15 protein-coding genes and 1 tRNA gene are annotated in these 18,463 nt (G+C 65.0%); 12 read left to right on the top strand and 4 right to left on the bottom strand.

The features are described 5' to 3' along the window. Window positions 1–438 precede the first annotated feature (438 nt). Window positions 439–523: transfer RNA gene (locus tag M0765_RS25335), tRNA-Leu, on the bottom strand. An 80-nt stretch (window positions 524–603) separates the two neighbouring features. On the opposite strand from M0765_RS25335, the gene rnr reads away from it, so the two are divergent. Then, complete coding sequence (rnr, locus tag M0765_RS25330) at window positions 604–2,871, top strand: ribonuclease R (RefSeq protein ID WP_258508454.1); 2,268 nt, start codon at window positions 604–606, stop codon at window positions 2,869–2,871. A 61-nt stretch (window positions 2,872–2,932) separates the two neighbouring features. Further along, the gene (locus M0765_RS25325; RefSeq protein ID WP_258506694.1) at window positions 2,933–3,697 is read left to right on the top strand and encodes an SDR family oxidoreductase; all 765 of its coding nucleotides are present in this window, start codon (window positions 2,933–2,935) and stop codon (window positions 3,695–3,697) included. A gap of 7 nt (window positions 3,698–3,704) precedes the next feature. On the opposite strand, the gene M0765_RS25320 is transcribed toward M0765_RS25325, so the two are convergent. From M0765_RS25320 to M0765_RS25310, 3 genes are read right to left on the bottom strand one after another with little or no spacing between them, the layout of a single operon-like run. Then, the gene (locus tag M0765_RS25320) at window positions 3,705–5,168 is read right to left on the bottom strand and encodes an NAD(P)H-hydrate dehydratase (protein ID WP_258506692.1); all 1,464 of its coding nucleotides are present in this window, start codon (window positions 5,166–5,168) and stop codon (window positions 3,705–3,707) included. A gap of 48 nt (window positions 5,169–5,216) precedes the next feature. Continuing rightward, window positions 5,217–6,473 (bottom strand): D-amino acid dehydrogenase, encoded by a 1,257-nt coding sequence (locus tag M0765_RS25315; RefSeq protein WP_258506689.1) that lies wholly within the window; start codon window positions 6,471–6,473, stop codon window positions 5,217–5,219. 51 nt (window positions 6,474–6,524) lie between these two features. Further along, window positions 6,525–7,850: an amidase gene (locus M0765_RS25310; protein WP_258506688.1), complete on the bottom strand. Its 1,326-nt coding sequence runs from the start codon at window positions 7,848–7,850 to the stop codon at window positions 6,525–6,527. Between the two features lie 221 nt (window positions 7,851–8,071). On the opposite strand from M0765_RS25310, the gene rpsB reads away from it, so the two are divergent. The 10 genes from rpsB (at window position 8,072) to M0765_RS25260 (ending at window position 18,461) form a co-directional block, all read left to right on the top strand. Further along, window positions 8,072–8,824: a 30S ribosomal protein S2 gene (rpsB, locus tag M0765_RS25305; RefSeq protein WP_258506686.1), complete on the top strand. Its 753-nt coding sequence runs from the start codon at window positions 8,072–8,074 to the stop codon at window positions 8,822–8,824. A gap of 81 nt (window positions 8,825–8,905) precedes the next feature. After that, a complete protein-coding gene (tsf, locus tag M0765_RS25300; RefSeq protein WP_258506684.1) occupies window positions 8,906–9,829 on the top strand; it encodes a translation elongation factor Ts in 924 nt (307 codons plus the stop codon). Window positions 9,830–9,931: 102 nt separating this feature from the next. Further along, window positions 9,932–10,654 (top strand): UMP kinase, encoded by a 723-nt coding sequence (pyrH, locus tag M0765_RS25295; RefSeq protein ID WP_012747709.1) that lies wholly within the window; start codon window positions 9,932–9,934, stop codon window positions 10,652–10,654. Window positions 10,655–10,665: 11 nt separating this feature from the next. Next, on the top strand, window positions 10,666–11,235 hold the full coding sequence (frr, locus tag M0765_RS25290) for a ribosome recycling factor (protein WP_126749810.1): 570 nt from the start codon (window positions 10,666–10,668) through the stop codon (window positions 11,233–11,235). Between the two features lie 8 nt (window positions 11,236–11,243). Then, on the top strand, window positions 11,244–11,987 hold the full coding sequence (uppS, locus tag M0765_RS25285) for a polyprenyl diphosphate synthase (RefSeq protein WP_258506681.1): 744 nt from the start codon (window positions 11,244–11,246) through the stop codon (window positions 11,985–11,987). A gap of 29 nt (window positions 11,988–12,016) precedes the next feature. Then, entirely contained in the window at window positions 12,017–12,862 is an 846-nt protein-coding gene (locus M0765_RS25280) for a phosphatidate cytidylyltransferase (protein WP_258506680.1), read from the top strand. Further along, complete coding sequence (ispC, locus tag M0765_RS25275) at window positions 12,859–14,046, top strand: 1-deoxy-D-xylulose-5-phosphate reductoisomerase (protein ID WP_258506679.1); 1,188 nt, start codon at window positions 12,859–12,861, stop codon at window positions 14,044–14,046. Before M0765_RS25280 ends, ispC begins: the two co-directional genes overlap by 4 nt. 24 nt (window positions 14,047–14,070) lie before the next feature. After that, entirely contained in the window at window positions 14,071–15,441 is a 1,371-nt protein-coding gene (gene rseP / locus M0765_RS25270; protein WP_258506678.1) for an RIP metalloprotease RseP, read from the top strand. A 38-nt stretch (window positions 15,442–15,479) separates the two neighbouring features. Continuing rightward, a complete protein-coding gene (gene bamA / locus M0765_RS25265; RefSeq protein WP_258506676.1) occupies window positions 15,480–17,912 on the top strand; it encodes an outer membrane protein assembly factor BamA in 2,433 nt (810 codons plus the stop codon). Continuing rightward, on the top strand, window positions 17,913–18,461 hold the full coding sequence (locus M0765_RS25260) for an OmpH family outer membrane protein (RefSeq protein ID WP_258506675.1): 549 nt from the start codon (window positions 17,913–17,915) through the stop codon (window positions 18,459–18,461). Window positions 18,462–18,463 lie beyond the last annotated feature (2 nt).

Here is an 18,463-nt window from a genome sequence, read left to right as displayed (position 1 = left end):
CTGTCGCAACTCCGCAGATCCATCTTGTGATCGCAGCGAGTTGAACGCCGCGCTCATCAGGTTGGGTTTGCGGTTCACCTTTACTGGCAACGCGGTGTATTGACTCGGTTGCCGCGCTTCATGAGACTGTGCGCGATCATTCGTCGATGTACTGCGTCAGAATGGCGAAAAGCCGCTCCTCGGTGAGCAGGTTGCTGCATCACTTCATGAGACGAAGCCCGTTCCACTTGTCCGAATCCGTGTCGTCGAAAACCGTTTCGCAAAAACTCCCGCTTCGGGACTGCGATGGCGTGGGCGAATGCGGCGAATTGCCGTCGGTCTGGCCTGCCTTGGCCGTGACCGGCTTTCGTGAGGGAGAACATCCCTCGATCATGTTCCCAGGGAAAAGAAAAAACCCCTGTAAATCACAGATTCACAGGGGTTTCAGCTTGGTAGGGGTGGTGCCCAGAAGAGGACTCGAACCTCCACGATGTTACTCGCTAGTACCTGAAACTAGTGCGTCTACCAATTCCGCCATCTGGGCCCACATAGCTGCCGAAGCAGTTATGTTTTGAATTTCAGGAAAGAGAGAATCATATCAAAAATAATGGCCACTCCAGCGGTCTGCTGGATGAATTTGAAGGAACTGTTCAGGGACATCGCGACGGACACGGTTTCGTGCAGCGCGACGACGGCGAAGCCGACATCTATTTGCCCCCGAACGAGATGCGTGCAGTGCTGCACAAAGACCGCGTCAAGGCGCGCGTGGTGCGGCAAGACCGGCGCGGTCGTCCCGAGGGGCGGGTGGTCGAAATCGTCGAGCGCCCCGAGCAGCCGATCATCGGCCGCCTGTTGCATGAAGGCGGCATCTGGCTTGTGGCGCCCGAAGACAAGCGCTACGGACAGGACGTACTGATTCCCAAGGGCGCAACCGGTCCCGCGAAGGTGGGGCAGGTCGTGGTGGTGCAGCTCACCGAGCCGCCGGCGCTGTTCGGCCAGCCCGTGGGCCGCGTGAAGGAAGTGCTCGGCGAGATCGACGACCCGGGCATGGAGATCGAAATTGCCGTGCGCAAATACGGCGTCCCGCACGAGTTTTCCGCGGAATGCCTGGCCGAGGCCAAGGCGTTGCCGGAGAAGGTTCGCCCCGCCGACAAGAAGGGCCGCATCGACCTGACCGACGTGCCGCTGGTCACCATCGACGGCGAAGACGCACGCGACTTCGACGACGCCGTGTACTGCGAACCCGCGAAGGTTGGCCGAGGCAAGGGATGGCGCCTGCTGGTGGCCATTGCGGACGTCAGCGCCTATGTGCAGACCGGATCGGCGATCGACATCGACGCCTACGACCGCGCGACCAGTGTCTACTTTCCGCGCCGCGTTATCCCGATGCTGCCGGAAAAGCTTTCGAACGGCTTGTGTTCGCTGAACCCCGAAGTCGAGCGCCTGTGCATGGTGTGCGACATGCTCGTGGCTGCCGACGGCGAGATTTACGCCTATCAGTTCTACCCGGCGGTGATGTTCAGCCATGCGCGCTTCACCTATACCGAAGTGGCCGCCATCCTTGGCAATACGCGCGGCCCCGAGGCGGCCAAGCGCAAGGACCGGGTGAAGGACCTGCTGAACCTGGCCGACGTCTACAAGGCCCTGCTCAAGCAGCGCGGCAAGCGCGGCGCAGTCGACTTCGAAACCACCGAGACGCAGATCATTTGCGACGACGCAGGCCGCATCGAGAAGATCGTGCCGCGCACGCGCAACGAGGCGCACCGCCTCATTGAAGAAGCCATGCTCGCGGCCAACGTGTGCAGCGCCGACTTCATCGCCGAAGGCAAGCACCCGGGCCTGTTCCGCGTGCACGAAGGCCCGACACCCGAGAAGAAAGAAATTCTGCGCGGCTACCTGAAGGCCATGGGCGTCGGGTTGAGCATTACCGACGACCCGCGGCCGGGCGAGTTCCAGGCGATTGCCGAAGCCACCAAGGAACGCCCCGACGCGCAGCAGATCCACACCATGCTGCTTCGCTCGATGCAGCAGGCGATCTACACGCCCATCAACAGCGGCCACTTCGGCCTGGCCTACGAGGCCTACACGCACTTCACAAGCCCGATCCGGCGCTACCCGGACCTGCTGGTGCACCGCGTGATCAAGGCGATTCTCGGCAAGACACGCTATCAGCTGCCGATGCTGCCGACGCCGGGAGAGGCGCATGCCAAGCTCGCCAAGCGGTTGGCTTCGCGCGTCAAGGCGCCTACCACCAAGCCGCAGAAGGCCACGGTTGCGCCCACCAAGGAAGTGCTGGCCTGGGAAGCGGCCGGCCTGCATTGCAGCGCCAACGAGCGCCGTGCCGACGAAGCCAGCCGCGACGTCGAGGCATGGCTCAAGTGCAAGTACATGCGCGAGCACCTGGGCGAGGAGTACGGCGGCGTGGTCACTGCGGCCACCACGTTCGGCATCTTCGTGACGCTGGACGCCATGTATGTCGAGGGGCTGGTGCACATCACCGAACTCGGCGGCGAATACTTCAAGTTCGACGAGATGCGCCAGGAACTGCGCGGCGAACGGACCGGCATTCGCTATGCCATCGGCACCCGCGTGCGGGTGCAGGTGAGCCGCGTCGATCTGGACGGGCGCAAGATCGATTTCCGCCTGGTGCGCGAGGGTGAAGAGCTCACGGCGCGTGCCATGAAGGACAAGGGCGTGAACTCGGCCGGCGTGCCGGTCAAGGCGTCAGCCAAGCGCAGCTCGCGCCACAAGGCCGAAGCGGCCCCTGAGCAGCGCACCGATCGCGCGGTAACTGCGGCTCCCGGGCCCCAATCGGCAATGCAGGCCTTCAAGTCGGCGGTGAAGAAGGCCGCAAACAAGATGAAGGGCCGCAAGCCACCGCGTCGCACATGACGCACAACGCATCGCACCCATACACAAGCAATACAGACAAGCTGAGAAGGAGACACTGAGCATGAGCGTGGAAAACAACAAGGGCCGCATCGCAATCGTCACGGGTGCCGGCTCGGGCATCGGACGCGCCGCGGCGCTGGCATTGCTGGCCGACGGCTGGAGCGTGGCGCTGGCGGGGCGCCGCCCCGAGCCGCTGGAGCAGGTGGCGGAAGAGTCCGGCGCCGGTGCGCGGGCCTTTGCGGTGCCCACCGACGTGGCCAATGCCGAATCGGTGCAGGCGCTGTTCGCGGCCGTGGTCGAGCGCTTCGGCCGCGTCGATCTGCTGTTCAACAATGCCGGCGTGGGCAACCCGCCGGGTCCGTTCGAAGACTGGACGCCGGAGCAATGGCGCGGTGTGGTCGACATCAACCTGAACGGCATGTTCTTCTGCATCCAGCAGGCGTTCCGCACGATGAAGGCGCAGACCCCGCGCGGTGGCCGCATCATCAACAACGGCTCCATTTCGGCAACGGCCCCTCGGCCGAATTCGCCAGCCTACACCGCGACCAAGCATGCGGTCGAGGGCCTCACCAAGACCGCGTCGCTCGACGGGCGCAAGTACGACATCGCAGTCGGCCAGATCGATGTGGGCAATGCCATGACCGAACTGGCAGCGCGCATGGCCAAGGGCGTGCCGCAAGCCAACGGCGAACTGGCGATCGAGCCGCTGATGGACGTCAAGATCGTCGGGCAGTCGGTGCTCTACATGGCAAACCTGCCGCTGGAAGCCAACGTGCTGTTCCACACCGTGATGGCGACGAAGATGCCCTTCGTCGGGCGCGGCTAGAAGCTCGTCAGCCGGGTGCCTGGCGCGCCAGTGCCCCGGCCGTGAGCGGGGTTGCATCGGCCGGCCAGGTGTCGGCAATGTGGCCATGGCGCCAGACGGCGCTTTGCGCAGCCTCGAATGGCGACTGTTTTGACGCCATCGCGGCGCCGATCATCCCGGCCAGCACGTCGCCCGTGCCGGCGGTTGCGAGCGCGGCATTGCCGGTCGGGTTGATCACGGGCGGCGCGCCGCTGTTGTCGGCGATGACCGTTCCCGAGCCTTTGAGTACGGCAACTGCGCCATAGCGCGATGCCAGTTCGCCGGCTGCTGCCAGCCGATCGGCTTGAATGTCGGCGGCCGTGCAATCCAGCAGGCGCGCGGCTTCGAGCGGATGCGGTGTGATGACGGTCGGCTTTCCGCGTCGGCTGCGTGATGCCAGTTGCGCCTGCAATGCGCTGTCGCCCGCTATGGCGTTCAATGCATCGGCATCGAGCACCAGTGCAGCCGCTGTCGCCAGCACGCGTGGCAGCACCGCGCGCACATCGGCGCCTCCGCCGCACCCGCAGACCGCTGTCATGCCTGAAAGATCGAGCGCATCGGCGTCTCGCAGCATCAGCTCGGGCTGTGCAAGGTCGACAGGAGCCGCACTCGGGTCGAGCAGCCCGACGAACACGCGACCGGCGCCCGCATGCAGCGCAGCAGATCCGGCCAGCAGCGCGGCGCCGGCCATGCCGGGTGCGCCGCCGATCACCGCAACATCGCCATAGCTGCCTTTGTGCGATGCGTGGCTGCGTGGCGGGGCCGTCGGCCGGCCCGCAAGGCGCGCGGCGGGCTGTTCAGCGATGCCGGCGCCGCAACCCAGGTCGTCGAACCAGACTGTGCCCGCGGCATCGCGGCCTTGCGCGGTGAAAAGGCCTGGCTTCAGGGTCAGGAAGGTGACGCAGAAGCGGGGCGATGCGGCACCCGAATGAGGGGCGATGCTCGAAACGCCGGTGTCCGCGTTCAACCCGGACGGCACGTCGACACTCAGTACCGGTTGCGTCGTCGCATGCATCTGCCGCAGCCATTCGGCCATGGCATTCTCGACGGGGCGGGTGGCGCCAATGCCGAGCAGCGCATCGATGGCCAATCCATAGGCGGCGGGCGGCTTCGGCGAGAAGATCACGCCAGCATCCCTGGCCCGCTGCAGCGATGCCTTCGCGTCTGGCGGCAGACGACTTTCATCACCGGCGAACGTGACGATCGGCAAAAAGCCCCGGTGCTGCAGCTGCGCGGCCGCTTCAAAACCGTCGCCGCCATTGTTTCCCGGCCCGCAGGCGATCCATACGGTGCGTGCATGCGGCGCGACCGCCATGGCCAGCCGCGCCACGGCAAGGCCGGCGCGATGCATCAGCGTGTGGCCGGGCAGGGCGGCTGCGGCGGCCTGCTCGATGCGCCGCGTTGCCGCAATATCGAAAAGGTCGGCGACGGTGTCGGACGTGATGCGTTGCATCAGGCCATTTTGCCGCCCATGTGCCCAGGCAGGAGTGCTGTGGAAGCTTTAGGAAAGATGGAGCCGCTCGACGCCCAGGCCCTCGAGGTCGACTCCGGCATCGCGGCCCCCGATCAGGTCGGCCACCACCCGCGCACTGCCGCACGACAGCGCCCAGCCGCTCGAGCCGTGGCCCAGGTTGAGCCAGACGCCCGGCACGCCGCTGGCGCCGAGTACCGGAGGGCCGTCGGGCAGCATCGGCCGCGCGCCTTTCCATTGCTGCACGCCCGACTGCAGCGTGACCGCGCCGGGAAACCAGTCGTGCAGCACCTTGTAGAGCGTTTGGACCGCGGACGGGTTCATCGTGCTGAGCGACCCGCCGATTTCGGCGCTCCCGGCCACGCGCACGCGCTGGCCCAGCCGCGAGATCGCGACCTTGTAGCGCTCGTCCATCACCGCGCTGCGCGGCGCGTTGAGCGATTCGCGAATCGGCGCGCTGATGGAGTGGCCGTAGATGGGTGCGAGCGGAATCCGAAGCCCGAGCGGCCGCACGAGCGCAGCCGAGGCCAGCCCGGCGCACACCACCACGGCATCGAACCGCAGCGGTGGGGAACCGCTTGCGAGCGAAACGGAAGTGGGGTCGGCGCGGCTCAGCGGCGCGATGTCGCAGTTGAAATGGAACTGGGCGCCGAGTGCCTCGGCCTCCCACTTGAGCAGCAGCGCGAACTGGCGGCAGTTGGCCACTTCGTCCTCGGGCAGGTAAATGGCGCCTGCAAGCGCGGTGTCGGTGCTGAGCGCGGGTTCGATGCGCCGGGCCTCGTCGGCGTCGACTTCGCGAAAGACACTGCCCGCCGCTCGCAACACGTCGAGGCCGGGCTGCACCAGCTTTTTCTCGCGCTTGGAGCGCAGCAGCACAAGGTAGCCGTCGCTGCGCTCGTAGCTGAGTTCGCGCGCCTCGGTCACCGCGTGCAGGCGGGTGCGGCTGTAGAACGCCAGCCGCTGCATGCGGGCGCGGTTGGCCAGGTAGGTTTCGAGCTTGCAGGCCTTCTGCCAGCGCGACATCCAACCGATATCGCGTGAATTCAGCGGCCAGCGCAGCTTGATGGCGCCGTGGGAGGAAAGCAGCGAACGCAGCACCTTGGCGCGCATGCCCGGTGCGGCCCAGGGCGTTACATAACCCGGTGCGACCACGCCCGCATTCGCAAAACTGGCTTCCTCGGCCGCTGCGCCGCGGCGCTCGAACACAGACACTTCATGGCCGTCCGAAGCCAGTTCCCAGGCGGTGGTGACGCCGATGATGCCGGCGCCCACGATCGCGATTTTCATTGAATGCTTGAGTAAGAAGAGATGGCTGACGCCCGTCGGTAGGCGTGCAGCCTATTGTCTTCGCAGTGCGTGTTCCGTTTGTAAGGCAATCGCGAGAACGGCGTCGTCGTGCAGTGCGGCGTGCCACAGCATCAGGCCGACGGGCAACTCGCCGGCGGCATGGCAGGGCAGCGAAATGGCGCAGCCGTCGAGCATGTTGACGATCGACGGATTGCGCAGCAGCAGTGCGTTGATGCGAAAGAACTCGTCGTCGTGCTCGGCGCCCGGCGCCACGCTCGCGATGGGAGGCGCGGTGATCGGCACGGTCGGCGACAGCACGGCGTCGTAGGGCGCGAGCGCCGCTTCGACGCGGGCAATCCACGCGTGCCGGGCATTCAGGAGGTCGATGTATTCGTGCGCCTTCATGCCGGCGCCTTTGAGAATGCGCTGCGCAACGCGCGGGTCGTAGCCGGCGCCGCTGCGTTCCAGCAACAGCCGGTGCCAGGCATAAGACTCGGCCGCCGAAAAGCCGCCGGTGGCGTTGATGGCCTGCAGCTGTGCCAATTCCGGCAGCTCGATTTCTTCGATCTGGGCCCCGGCGGCGCGCAGTGCCCGCAGCGCGCCTTCGAAGGCGCGGGCCACGGCGGGCTCGATGTCGTCGAAAAACACGTTCTTCACCACGGCCAGCCGGTATGCGCCCAGAGCGGCTGCGCCGGCAGTCACGCGGCGCGCCGCGAGGATTTCGTGCGCGGTGACGGCATCCCGCACCGATCGCGTCATGGCGCAAACGGTGTCCAGGGTGGTCGACAGCGGCAGGGCGCCGTCGGCCGGAACGAGTCGGGCGGTGCTCTTGAAGCCCACGATGCCGTTCAGCGCCGCGGGAATGCGGATAGAGCCGCCGGTGTCGGAACCCAGCCCGATGAACGCCGCGCCGGTGGCAACCGAAATGGCGGCGCCGGAAGAAGAGCCTCCCGGAATGCGCGGCGTGGCCGAGTCGCTCACATTGGCCGGGGTGCCGTGATGCGGGTTGACGCCCACGCCCGAGAAAGCAAACTCGGTCATGTTGGTGCGGCCGGTCAGCACGCCGCCCGCGGCGCGCAGCCGCGCCACGGCCACGGCATCCGCCTTGGCGGCCGGGGCGTGCGAAAGCACCACGGAGCCCGCGGGAGTGGGCTGTCCTTCGATGTCGAACAGGTCCTTGGCGGTGAATGCAAGCCCGGAGAGCCTGCTTTGCAGCGCCGGCCGGTCGGCTTGCCGGCGCGCTTCGTCGAACAGCGTGCGGGTGAAAACGTGGTTGCACACCGGGGATTCGGAAATCTCGATGGCGCGCTCCATTTCGGTGCGTGCATCGCTGCCGCCCGCCAGAAGGTTCAAACGGGCGGCGTGAAGGTCGTTCATGGGTGGGCTGCGAGGGCGCGGACGGCTCGGTTCCGGGGGTGGACAAGGGGGAAGGACGGGCAGGCCGTGCTATACTCGTTGGGTTTCGCTGATCATGCGACGGCTCTCGCCGCGCCCAGCCAGACACATTCGCAAACCGGCCCAATCAAGGTGTTGTGACTCCATTCGAAGGAGGCGCAAAACGGGCTGGATTTTAGACCCAACCTTTGGAGTAATTTTCAATGTCGACCACCATGCGCGAAATGCTGGAAGCCGGTGTCCACTTCGGTCACCAAACCCGCTTCTGGAACCCCAAGATGGCCCCGTTCATCTTCGGCCATCGCAACAAGATCCACATCATCAACCTGGAAAAGTCGCTCCCGATGTTCCAGGACGCGATGAAGTACGCCAGGCAGCTCACCGCCAACCGCGGCACCATCCTCATGGTCGGCACCAAGCGCCAGGCCCGTGAAATCGTGGCTGCCGAAGCCCGCCGCGCCGGCGTGCCTTTTGTCGACACCCGCTGGCTCGGCGGCATGCTGACCAACTTCAAGACGGTCAAGACCTCGATCAAGCGCCTGAAGGACATGAAGGCCCAGCAAGAAGCTGGCCTCGAAAGCCTGAGCAAGAAAGAGCAACTCACGTTCACCCGTGAAATCGAGAAACTCGAAAAGGACATCGGCGGCATCCAGGACATGACCGCGCTGCCCGACGCCATCTTCGTGATCGACGTGGGCTTCCACAAGATCGCCGTGGCAGAAGCCAAGAAGCTCGGCATTCCGCTGATCGGCGTGGTGGACTCCAACCACTCGCCCGAAGGCATCGACTACGTCATTCCCGGCAACGACGACTCGTCGAAGGCCGTCACGCTGTACGCCCGCGGCATCGCCGATGCGATCATCGAAGGCCGCAACAGCGCCACCGGTGACGTGGTCAAGGCCATCGCCGAAGGCAGCGACGAATTCGTCGAAGTCGAAGAGGGCGCCTCGGCCTGATCGAGTGCTCTCACGCGCCTGAAGAAGGGGCTTTGGTGCCCCTTTTTTTTAATCTGATTTTTTGGACACGGAGATAGAACAATGGCTGCAATCACCGCAAGCATGGTCGGCGAACTGCGCGCAAAGACCGACGCGCCCATGATGGAATGCAAGAAGGCCCTGACAGAGGCCGACGGCAACATGGAAAAGGCCGAAGAGCTGCTGCGCATCAAGCTCGGCAACAAGGCTGGCAAGGCTTCGGGCCGCATCACCGCCGAAGGCGTGGTCACGGCGTTTGTCGAAGGCTCGGCCGGCGGCATGATCGAAATCAACTGCGAAACCGACTTCGTCACCAAGAACGACAGCTTCCTGGCCATGGCCAACGCTGCGGCGATGCTGGTCGCCAAGAACAACCCCGCCGACATCGCTGCGCTCGGCGCGCTGCCCTATGAGCAGGACGGCTTCGGTCCCACGCTCGAAGACGTGCGCAAGGGCCTGATCGGCAAGATCGGCGAGAACATGAGCTTCCGCCGCTTCAAGCACTTTGCCGGCAACGGCAAGCTGGCTTCGTACCTGCACGGCACGCGCATCGGCGTAATGGTCGAGTTCGAGGGCGACGAAACGTCGGCCAAGGACGTGGCAATGCACATCGCCGCCATGAAGCCGGTCGCTATTTCGGCCGCCGACGTGCCTGCCGACCTGATCGAGAAAGAGCGCGCCGTTGCCAAGGGCAAGGCCGATGAAGACCGCAAGACCGCTGAAGCCGAAGGCAAGAAGCCGCAGCCGGACGACATCGTTGCCAAGCGCATTGAAGGCGGCGTGCAGAAGTACCTGAAGGAAGTCTCGCTGCACAACCAGCCCTTCGTGAAGAACGACAAGCAGACCGTCGAGCAGATGCTCAAGGCCGCCAATACCACCATCAAGGGCTTCACCCTTTACGTGGTTGGCGAAGGCATCGAAAAGAAGGTCGACGACTTCGCAGCCGAAGTGGCGGCGCAAGTTGCTGCCGCCAAGGCCGCCGCGTAAAAACTGTTACGCCCCAAAGCGACGGCGCACGTGCGTGTGCCGCCGCTTTTTCACCGCCTCGTTCTACACTCGCCCCCGCCAACCCAAGTAAGGAAATTGCCCATGTCTGATCCCCGTCCAGCCCACAAGCGAATCTTGTTGAAGCTGTCGGGTGAGGCGTTAATGGGAGACGATGCCTTTGGTATTAACCGTGCGACCATCGTCCGCATGGTCGAAGAGGTGGCCGAAGTGGTGAACATGGGCGTGGAAGTCGCCGTCGTCATTGGCGGCGGCAACATCTTCCGCGGCGTCGCGGGAGGTTCGGTCGGAATGGACCGCGCCACGGCCGACTACATGGGCATGCTGGCCACCGTGATGAATTCGCTGGCGCTGGCCGATGCCATGAACAAGCAAGGGCTTGTGGCGCGCGTGATGTCCGCCATTGCCATCGAGCAGGTGGTCGAGCCCTACGTGCGGCCCAAGGCGCTGCAGTATCTCGAAGAAGGCAAGGTCGTGGTGTTTGCCGCGGGTACCGGCAATCCGTTCTTCACCACCGACACGGCCGCCGCACTGCGCGGTGCGGAAATCGGCGCCGAGCTGGTGCTCAAGGCGACCAAGGTCGACGGGGTCTACTCCGCCGACCCCAAGACCCATCCGGATGCAACGCGCTATTCCACGCTCACCTTCGACGAGGCAATCGCGCAAAATCTCGGCATCATGGACGCGACGGCCTTTGCGCTGTGCCGCGACCAGAAGCTGCCGATCAAGGTGTTCTCGATCTTCAAGAACGGCGCACTCAAGCGCGTCGTCATGGGCGAGGACGAAGGCACGCTGGTGCATGCCTGAGGAGTATTGAGATGACGACCCCTACCATTGCAGAAATTCGCAGCACGACCGATGCGAAGATGAACCAGTCGCTGGCTGCGTTCCAGAACAACCTCACCAAGATCCGTACCGGCCGCGCCAACTCCGCGCTGCTCGACTCCATCCATGTGGAGTACTACGGCTCGCAGGTTCCCCTGAGCCAGGTGGCCAACGTGTCGGTGCTCGACTCGCGCACCATCAGCGTCCAGCCCTGGGAAAAGGGCATGGGCGCCAAGATCGAAAAGGCCATCCGCGAAAGCGACCTGGGCCTGAACCCGGCGTCGATGGGCGACCTGATCCGCGTGCCGCTTCCCGCAATGAGCGAAGAGCGCCGCAAGGAAATGACCAAGCTGGTCCGCAACGAAGGCGAAAGCGCCAAGATCGCCACGCGCAACCTGCGCCGCGACGCTAACGAAGCGGTCAAGAAGCTGGTCAAGGAAAAGCTTGCCTCCGAGGACGACCAGAAGCGCGCCGAGGCCGAGATCCAGAAGGTCACCGACCGCCACATTGCGGAAATCGACCGGCTGGTCGCGGCCAAGGAAGCGGAGATCATGGCCGTTTGAGGCTGCGCATGGCCTCGTCTTTGCCGCAGATTCCCCACCACATTGCCATCGTCATGGATGGCAACGGACGCTGGGCCACGCGGCGATTCCTGCCTCGCGTGGCAGGCCACAAGCAGGGCGTCGAGTCGCTGCGCCGATGCGTCAGGGCCTGTGTCGACCGCAGCGTGGGCGTTCTCACGGTGTTCGCGTTCTCGTCCGAAAACTGGAACCGGCCGCCTGAAGAGGTTTCGGGGCTCATGGAAATCATGGTCGGCGCGCTCGCGCGCGAGGTGCCAAAGTTGAGCCGCGACGGCGTGCGGCTGCACTTCGTCGGCGAACGGGCCGGGCTCTCCAAGAAAATGGTGCAAGGCCTGGTCGATGCCGAAGAGGCAACCGCGCAGAACACCAAGCTCGTTCTCAACGTCTGCTTCAACTACGGTGGCCGGTGGGACATTGCACGCGCGGCCGCCAAGCTGGCGGAGCAGGGCGAGCCGCTTACCGAAGCCAACCTCGATCGCGCCATGGCCCTGGCCCATGTGCCCGACCCCGACCTGCTCATTCGCACCGGCGGCGAGCAGCGCCTGTCGAACTTCCTGCTGTGGCAAAGCGCCTATGCGGAGCTTTTCTTCAGCAACAAGCTGTGGCCGGAGTTCGACGAAGCCGAGCTGGACGCGGGAATTGCCGCATTCCAGGTTCGCGAGCGCCGTTTCGGCAAGACTTCCGCGCAGGTCACGGCCGGCAGCGATTCCACCTCAGATCGCCAGTTGGCCTGACGGCCTTCAACGGCCCGAAATACCGCCGCATGCTCAAACAACGCATCCTCACGGCCATCGTCCTGCTGGCGATCTTGCTGCCGGCGCTCTTCTATCCGTCGCACGTTCCTTTTGCCTGCGTCATGCTGGTGCTGATCGGTGCCGCAGCCTGGGAATGGGGCCGCCTCAACGGATACGGGCAGCAACTGTCGGTGTTCCTTGGCCTGGAAACGGTGGCGCTTTGCGCGTTGTCGTGGTGGCTCGGGTTGCTCGAGCGGCCACTCATGCTCATGTGGCTGCTGGCCAGCGCGGCCTGGGTGCTTGGTGGCGCCGCGTTGCTGCGCGTCGCGGTGCCGGGCTGGCCCCGGATTCCGCGCGGCCTGCGGCTGGTTGGCGGGTTGCTGGCGCTCTGGGTGGCGTGGCTCGCGGCCGTGCAGGCGCGCATGGTCGGCATCAACTTTCTGCTTTCCATTCTTGTGCTGGTCTGGGTGGCCGACGTCTTCGCCTATTTCGCGGGACGCGCCTTCGGCCTCAAGTTCACCCGCGGCAAGCTCGCACCCGCCATCAGCCCCGGCAAGAGCTGGGAAGGCGTGTGGGGCGGCATGGCGGGCGTGGTGGTGCTGGCCTTTGCGTGGGTCTGGGCCGACAGGGCAGCCGGGGCAACGGTGGCAAGCCTCTACACCCGGCTGCATGAGCGCGGCTGGTGGCTGCTGCTCGTGGGCGTGGTGTTCCTAGCCGCGATGAGCGTGGTCGGCGACCTGGTCGAATCGCTGATCAAGCGCAGTGCCGGCGCGAAGGACAGCAGCCGCCTGCTGCCGGGCCACGGCGGCGTGCTCGACCGCGTGGATGCCCTCTTGCCTGCGCTTCCCATCGCAATGATGCTGGCTTCCTTGTGAACACACCCAAACAACGCATCACGGTGCTGGGCTCGACCGGCTCGGTCGGGGTCAGCACGCTCGACGTCATTTCCCGGCACCCCGAGCGCTTCGAGGTTTTTGCACTCTCCGCAGCGACCAAGGTCGACGAGTTGCTGGCGCAATGCGCGCGGTTTTCGCCCCGTTTCGCGGTCATGGCCAGTGCGCCGCATGCGGACTTGCTGGCGGAGAAGCTCGAACGGAACAATCTCCCGACGAGAGTCCTGAGCGGTCCTGATGCTATAGAAAAGATAGCATCTCACGAAGAGGTCGATGCCGTCATGGCCGCCATCGTGGGCGCTGCGGGCCTCGGGCCGTGCCTGGCTGCCGCGCGCGCCGGCAAGCGGCTTCTTCTGGCCAATAAAGAGGCGCTGGTCGTTGGCGGCGAGCTTTTCATGCGCACTGTGCGCGAAGGCGGCGCCACGCTGCTGCCGATCGACAGCGAGCACTCGGCCATCTTCCAGTCGCTGCCTGAAGATCCGTCCACGTGGTCGCGGCGCATCGACAAGATCATCCTGACCGCTTCGGGCGGCCCGTTCCGCACGCGCGCGCCCGGCACCCTGGGCACGGTAACGCCTGAGCAGGCCTGTGCGCATCCGAACTGGGTCATGGGGCGCAAGATTTCGGTCGATTCCGCGACCATGATGAACAAGGCGCTCGAGGTGATCGAGGCCCGCCACCTGTTCGGCGTGCTGCCTGAACAGATCGAGGTGGTCATCCATCCGCAGAGCGTGGTGCATTCGATGGTCCAGTTCACCGATGCCTCGGTCATCGCGCAGCTCGGCACGCCCGACATGCGCGTGCCCATTGCCGTCGGCCTGGCCTGGCCAGAGCGCATCGAAAGCGGGGCGGGGCGCCTGGACTTCCGCCAGATGGCGGCGCTGAGCTTCGATGCGCCCGATGCAGCGCTCTTCCCGGGCTTGGGCTTGGCCTGGCACGCGCTTCGCGCGGCCCCCGGGACCACGGCGGTGCTCAATGCAGCCAACGAAGTCGCAGTCGAGGCCTTTCTTGACCGGCGGCTTCGCTTCGATCGCATTCATGCGGTCAACATGGAAACTTTGGAAGCCATTTCTCCCTCCAAGCCCGCATCGCTGGCGGACCTGCTGGCGCTCGATGCCAGTGCCCGTGCGGCCGCCAATGCCGCGGCGCTGCGCTTTGCGGCCTGATACGCCGGACAACCGAGGACTCGGATGCTCACTGTCATAGCCTTTGTGGTTGCCATCGGCGTGCTGATTGCCGTGCACGAATACGGCCACTATCGCGTCGCCGTCGCTTGCGGCGTCAAGGTGCTGCGGTTCTCGGTCGGCTTCGGCAAGACGCTGTACCGTTGGCAGCCCAAGCGCCAGCATCCCGGCCAGTCGACCGAATTCGTCATCGGCGCATTCCCCCTTGGCGGCTACGTCAAGATGCTCGATGAGCGCGAAGGGCCGGTAGCACCCGAAGAACGGCACCGCGCCTTCAACACCCAGCCGCTGCGTGCGCGCGCGGCCATCGTCGCCGCCGGGCCCATCGCCAACCTGCTGCTCGCGGTGGTGCTCTATACAGCCGTCAACTGGATCGGCGTGGATGAGCCCGTCGCCAAGCTGGCCCGCCCCGTTGCGGCCTCGCTCGCGGAAGCCGCAGGCTTGCGCGGCGGTGAGCACATCACGCGCGCCGGCTTCGACGGCGACCTGGAGCCGGTGCAGTCGTTCGAAGACCTTCGCTGGCGCATGACGCGCGGCGCCCTCGACGGCCAGGACCTGACGCTTGAAATCGCAGGCGAGGGCGGCCGGCCCGAACGCCAGATCGTGCTGCCGCTGAGCCGCATGCAGGCCAAGGACGCCGACCCGCAGATGTTCCGCAAGATCGGCGTGCTCGCTCCGCTCACGCGTCCCGAGATCGGTGAGGTCATGGCGGGCAGCACCGCAGAACGCGCCGGCCTGCATAACGGCGATCTGGTCCGGGCCATCGGCAACACGCCCATCGTCGACGGTCAGCAATTGCGCGAGTTGATCCGGACTTCGATCGACGGCGATCAGCCGCGCGTTCAAACCTGGCAGGTGCAGCGCGGCGGCCAGCTGGTCGAGCTCGAAGTCAGGCCGGAGCTGCGTGAAGAGGCGGGCGTGAAGGTCGGCCGGATCGGCGCCTACGTGGGCGCGCCGCCCGAAATGGTCACGGTCCGGCAGGGCCCCGTCGATGGTGTCTGGCGCGGCATTGTGCGCACCTGGGAGGTCTCGGCGCTCACCGTCCGCATGATGGGCAAGATGGTCATCGGCGAAGCTTCGCTCAAGAACTTGAGCGGGCCGCTCACGATCGCCGACTATGCCGGCAAGTCCGCAAGCCTCGGGCTGACCCAGTACCTGGTGTTCCTTGCGCTGATCAGCGTGAGCCTGGGTGTGCTCAATCTCATGCCGCTGCCGGTCCTCGATGGGGGACACCTGATGTATTATCTTTGGGAGGGCCTGACCGGCAAGAGCGTCTCTGACGCTTGGATGGAACGGCTTCAGCGCGGCGGTGTCGCTTTGCTGCTGGTCATGATGTCGGTCGCACTTTTCAACGACGTCACGCGGCTCTTTGGTTAACTTTCTGCCGGCCCTTTCCGCGCCGGCCCAATTCACAGATGAACACAAACTTCAGTCGCTTTCGCCTGCGTAGCGTTGCCGCGGTAGTGGCCAGCGCCCTGGCGGCCACCGCAGCCTGGGCCGTCGAGCCTTTCACGGTGCGCGACATTCGCGTCGAAGGCTTGCAACGCGTGGAGCCCGGCACGATCTTCGCGTCGCTGCCGCTGCGTGTGGGCGATACCTACAGCGATGAACGCGGATCGGCCGCCATCCGCGCGCTGTTCGACCTGGGTTTGTTCAAGGACGTGCGCATCGACGTCAACGGCAACGTGCTGGTGGTGATCGTCGAAGAGCGGCCCACCATCGCTGACGTCGATTTCGTCGGCACCAAGGAATTCGACAAGGCCGCGCTCCAGAAGGCGCTGCGCGAAGTCGGCCTGACCGACGGCCGGCCCTACGACAAGGCCCTGGCCGACCGTGCCGAGCAGGAGCTCAAGCGCCAGTACGTGAGCCGCAGCCTCTACAACGCGCAGGTCGTGACCACGGTCACGCCCATCGAGCGCAACCGCGTCAACCTCACGTTCACCGTGATCGAGGGCGATTCGGCCCGCATCCGCGAAGTGCGCGTGGTCGGCAACAAGGCCTTCAGCGAATCGACGCTGCTGAGCCTGTTCGACCAGGACAGCGGCGGCTTCATGAGCTGGTACACCAAGTCGAACCAGTACTCGCGCACCAAGCTGAACGCCGACCTGGAAACGCTCCGCTCGTACTACATCACCCGCGGCTACCTCGAGTTCCGCATCGATTCGACCCAGGTGGCCATTTCGCCCGACCGGCAGGACCTGACGGTGACGGTGAACATCACCGAAGGTGAAAAATTCGTGGTGGCCGGCGTCAAACTCGACGGCAACTACCTCGGCCGCGACGAAGAGTTCAAGTCGCTCGTGACCATCAAGCCCGGCGAGCCGTACAACGGCGAGCAGGTCACCGAAACCACCAAGGCCTTCACCGACTATTTCGGCACCTTCGGCTACGCGTTTGCGCGCGTCCAGGCCCGTCCTGAAATCGACCGCGTCAACAACCGCGTGACGCTGACGCTGCAAGCTGAACCGTCGCGCCGCGTTTATGTGCGCCGCGTGGCCGTGGGCGGCAACGCCAAGACGCGCGACGAAGTGATCCGGCGCGAGTTCCGCCAGTTCGAAGCTTCGTGGTACGACGGCGACAAGATCAAGATCTCGCGCGACCGCGTGGACCGCCTCGGCTTCTTCACCGAAGTGAACGTCGAAACCCAGGAAATCCCGGGTTCGCCCGACCAGGTCGACCTGGTCGTGAACGTGGCGGAAAAGCCCACGGGTAGCCTGCAGCTCGGCGCCGGCTACTCCAGCGCCGAGAAGGTGGCCCTCACCTTCGGTATCTCGCAGGAGAACGTGTTCGGTTCGGGCAACTTCCTCGGCTTGCAGGTCAACACCAGCAAGTACAACCGCACGCTTTCGCTGACCACCACCGACCCGTACTTCACGCAGGACGGCATCTCGCGCACGGTGAGCGTCTATCACACCACGACGCGGCCGTACAACTACTCGGTCGACGGCGACTACAAGCTGGTCAACCAGGGCGCTTCGATCCGCTTTGGCGTGCCGTTCAGCGAAGTCGACACGGTCTTCTTCGGTATCGGGCTTGAGCGTTACGCTTTTGACGCGCAGAGCTCGTTTGCCCTCCTGACGCCGAAGTCGTACCGCGACTACTTCCAGTGCAAGGTGGATGCCTCCAACATCTTTATCACGGGATGCGATCAGGACAGCGTGTGGGGCGTGCCATTGACCATCGGCTGGGGCCGCGACAACCGCGACAGCGCGCTGATTCCGACGAGCGGCCGCCTGCAGCGCGCCAACCTCGAACTGGGTGTCGGTGGCGACATGAAGTACCTCAAGACGAGCTACCAGTACCAGCAGTTCTTCCCAATCAACAAGCAGTACACCTTCGCAATCAACGGCGAAGTCGGCTACGCAAAAGCCTACGGCGGCAAGGTCTACCCGATCTTCAAGAATTTCTACGCTGGTGGCCTCGGCTCGATCCGCGGCTTCGAGCAGAACTCGCTTGGCCCGCGCGACGCACCGATTGCTGTTCTCGGCCAGACCGAAGGCGCCGCCCTGGGCGGCACCAAGAAGGCGATCTTCAATGCCGAGCTCAGCACGCCGTTCCCCGGCGCCGGCAACGACCGCACTCTGCGCCTGTACGGCTTCTTCGACGTCGGCAATGTGTTCGGCTCGCGGGCCGAAGGCCTGACCGACGCCCAGTACAAGGCCCAGAAGAAGCTGCGCGCCTCCGTCGGCCTCGGCGTCAGCTGGATTTCGCCGCTCGGGCCGCTGCGCCTGGCCTACGCCTTCCCCATCAGGTCCCAGAAGGAAGTGGTGGATCCGGCGACCGGCTTCGTCACGATCCCGAAGGATAGAATTCAGCGCTTGCAATTCCAGATCGGAACTTCTTTCTAAATGACGCATTTGATCCGCGCCGCAGCTGGCGCGTTGTTGATCCCCGTTTTTGCGCTGGTTGCCGCGCCTGCTGCGAAGGCGCAGGAGACTTTTCGCATCGGATTCGTGAATCCGGACCGCGTGCTGCGCGAAGCCCAGCCGGCCAAGGCTGCGCAAGCCAAGCTCGAGTCCGAGTTCCTCAAGCGCGAGAAAGACCTCACGACGCAGGGCGAGGCTTTGAAGTCGGCCTCCGAAAGGTTCGAGCGCGAGGCGCCTACCTTGTCGGAAAGCCAGCGTACGGCACGCCAGCGCGCGTTGGTCGACCAGGACCGTGATTTCCAGCGCCGCCGCCGCGAGTTCCAGGAAGACCTCAATGCGCGCAAGAACGAAGAGCTCCAGCAGGTCTACGAGCGTGCCAACCGCGTGGTGAAGCAGGTGGCCGAGGCTGAAAAGTACGACGCCATCCTGCAGGAGGCGATCTACATCAATCCGAAGCACGACATCACGGACAAGGTGATCAAGGCGCTGAACGCCTCGACCACTTCTTCCGCGCCTGCGGGCGGCAAATAACG

The organism is Variovorax sp. S12S4 (assembly GCF_023195515.1).
Classification (GTDB): Bacteria; Pseudomonadota; Gammaproteobacteria; order Burkholderiales; family Burkholderiaceae_C; genus Variovorax.
The sequence above is the reverse complement of the archived record's forward strand: the minus strand, read 5'-3'. Positions and strand labels throughout refer to the sequence as shown.

Bases quoted from the DNA above. Each gene is read 5' to 3' on its own strand.
- M0765_RS25325 (WP_258506694.1), top strand. From the start codon at position 2,933: ATGAGCGTGGAAAACAACAAGGGCCGCATCGCAATCGTCACGGGTGCC.
- M0765_RS25320 (WP_258506692.1), bottom strand. From the start codon at position 5,168: ATGCAACGCATCACGTCCGACACCGTCGCCGACCTTTTCGATATTGCG.
- M0765_RS25315 (WP_258506689.1), bottom strand. From the start codon at position 6,473: ATGAAAATCGCGATCGTGGGCGCCGGCATCATCGGCGTCACCACCGCC.
- M0765_RS25310 (WP_258506688.1), bottom strand. From the start codon at position 7,850: ATGAACGACCTTCACGCCGCCCGTTTGAACCTTCTGGCGGGCGGCAGC.
- rpsB (WP_258506686.1), top strand. From the start codon at position 8,072: ATGTCGACCACCATGCGCGAAATGCTGGAAGCCGGTGTCCACTTCGGT.
- tsf (WP_258506684.1), top strand. From the start codon at position 8,906: ATGGCTGCAATCACCGCAAGCATGGTCGGCGAACTGCGCGCAAAGACC.
- pyrH (WP_012747709.1), top strand. From the start codon at position 9,932: ATGTCTGATCCCCGTCCAGCCCACAAGCGAATCTTGTTGAAGCTGTCG.
- frr (WP_126749810.1), top strand. From the start codon at position 10,666: ATGACGACCCCTACCATTGCAGAAATTCGCAGCACGACCGATGCGAAG.
- uppS (WP_258506681.1), top strand. From the start codon at position 11,244: ATGGCCTCGTCTTTGCCGCAGATTCCCCACCACATTGCCATCGTCATG.
- M0765_RS25280 (WP_258506680.1), top strand. From the start codon at position 12,017: ATGCTCAAACAACGCATCCTCACGGCCATCGTCCTGCTGGCGATCTTG.
- rseP (WP_258506678.1), top strand. From the start codon at position 14,071: ATGCTCACTGTCATAGCCTTTGTGGTTGCCATCGGCGTGCTGATTGCC.
- bamA (WP_258506676.1), top strand. From the start codon at position 15,480: ATGAACACAAACTTCAGTCGCTTTCGCCTGCGTAGCGTTGCCGCGGTA.
- M0765_RS25260 (WP_258506675.1), top strand. From the start codon at position 17,913: ATGACGCATTTGATCCGCGCCGCAGCTGGCGCGTTGTTGATCCCCGTT.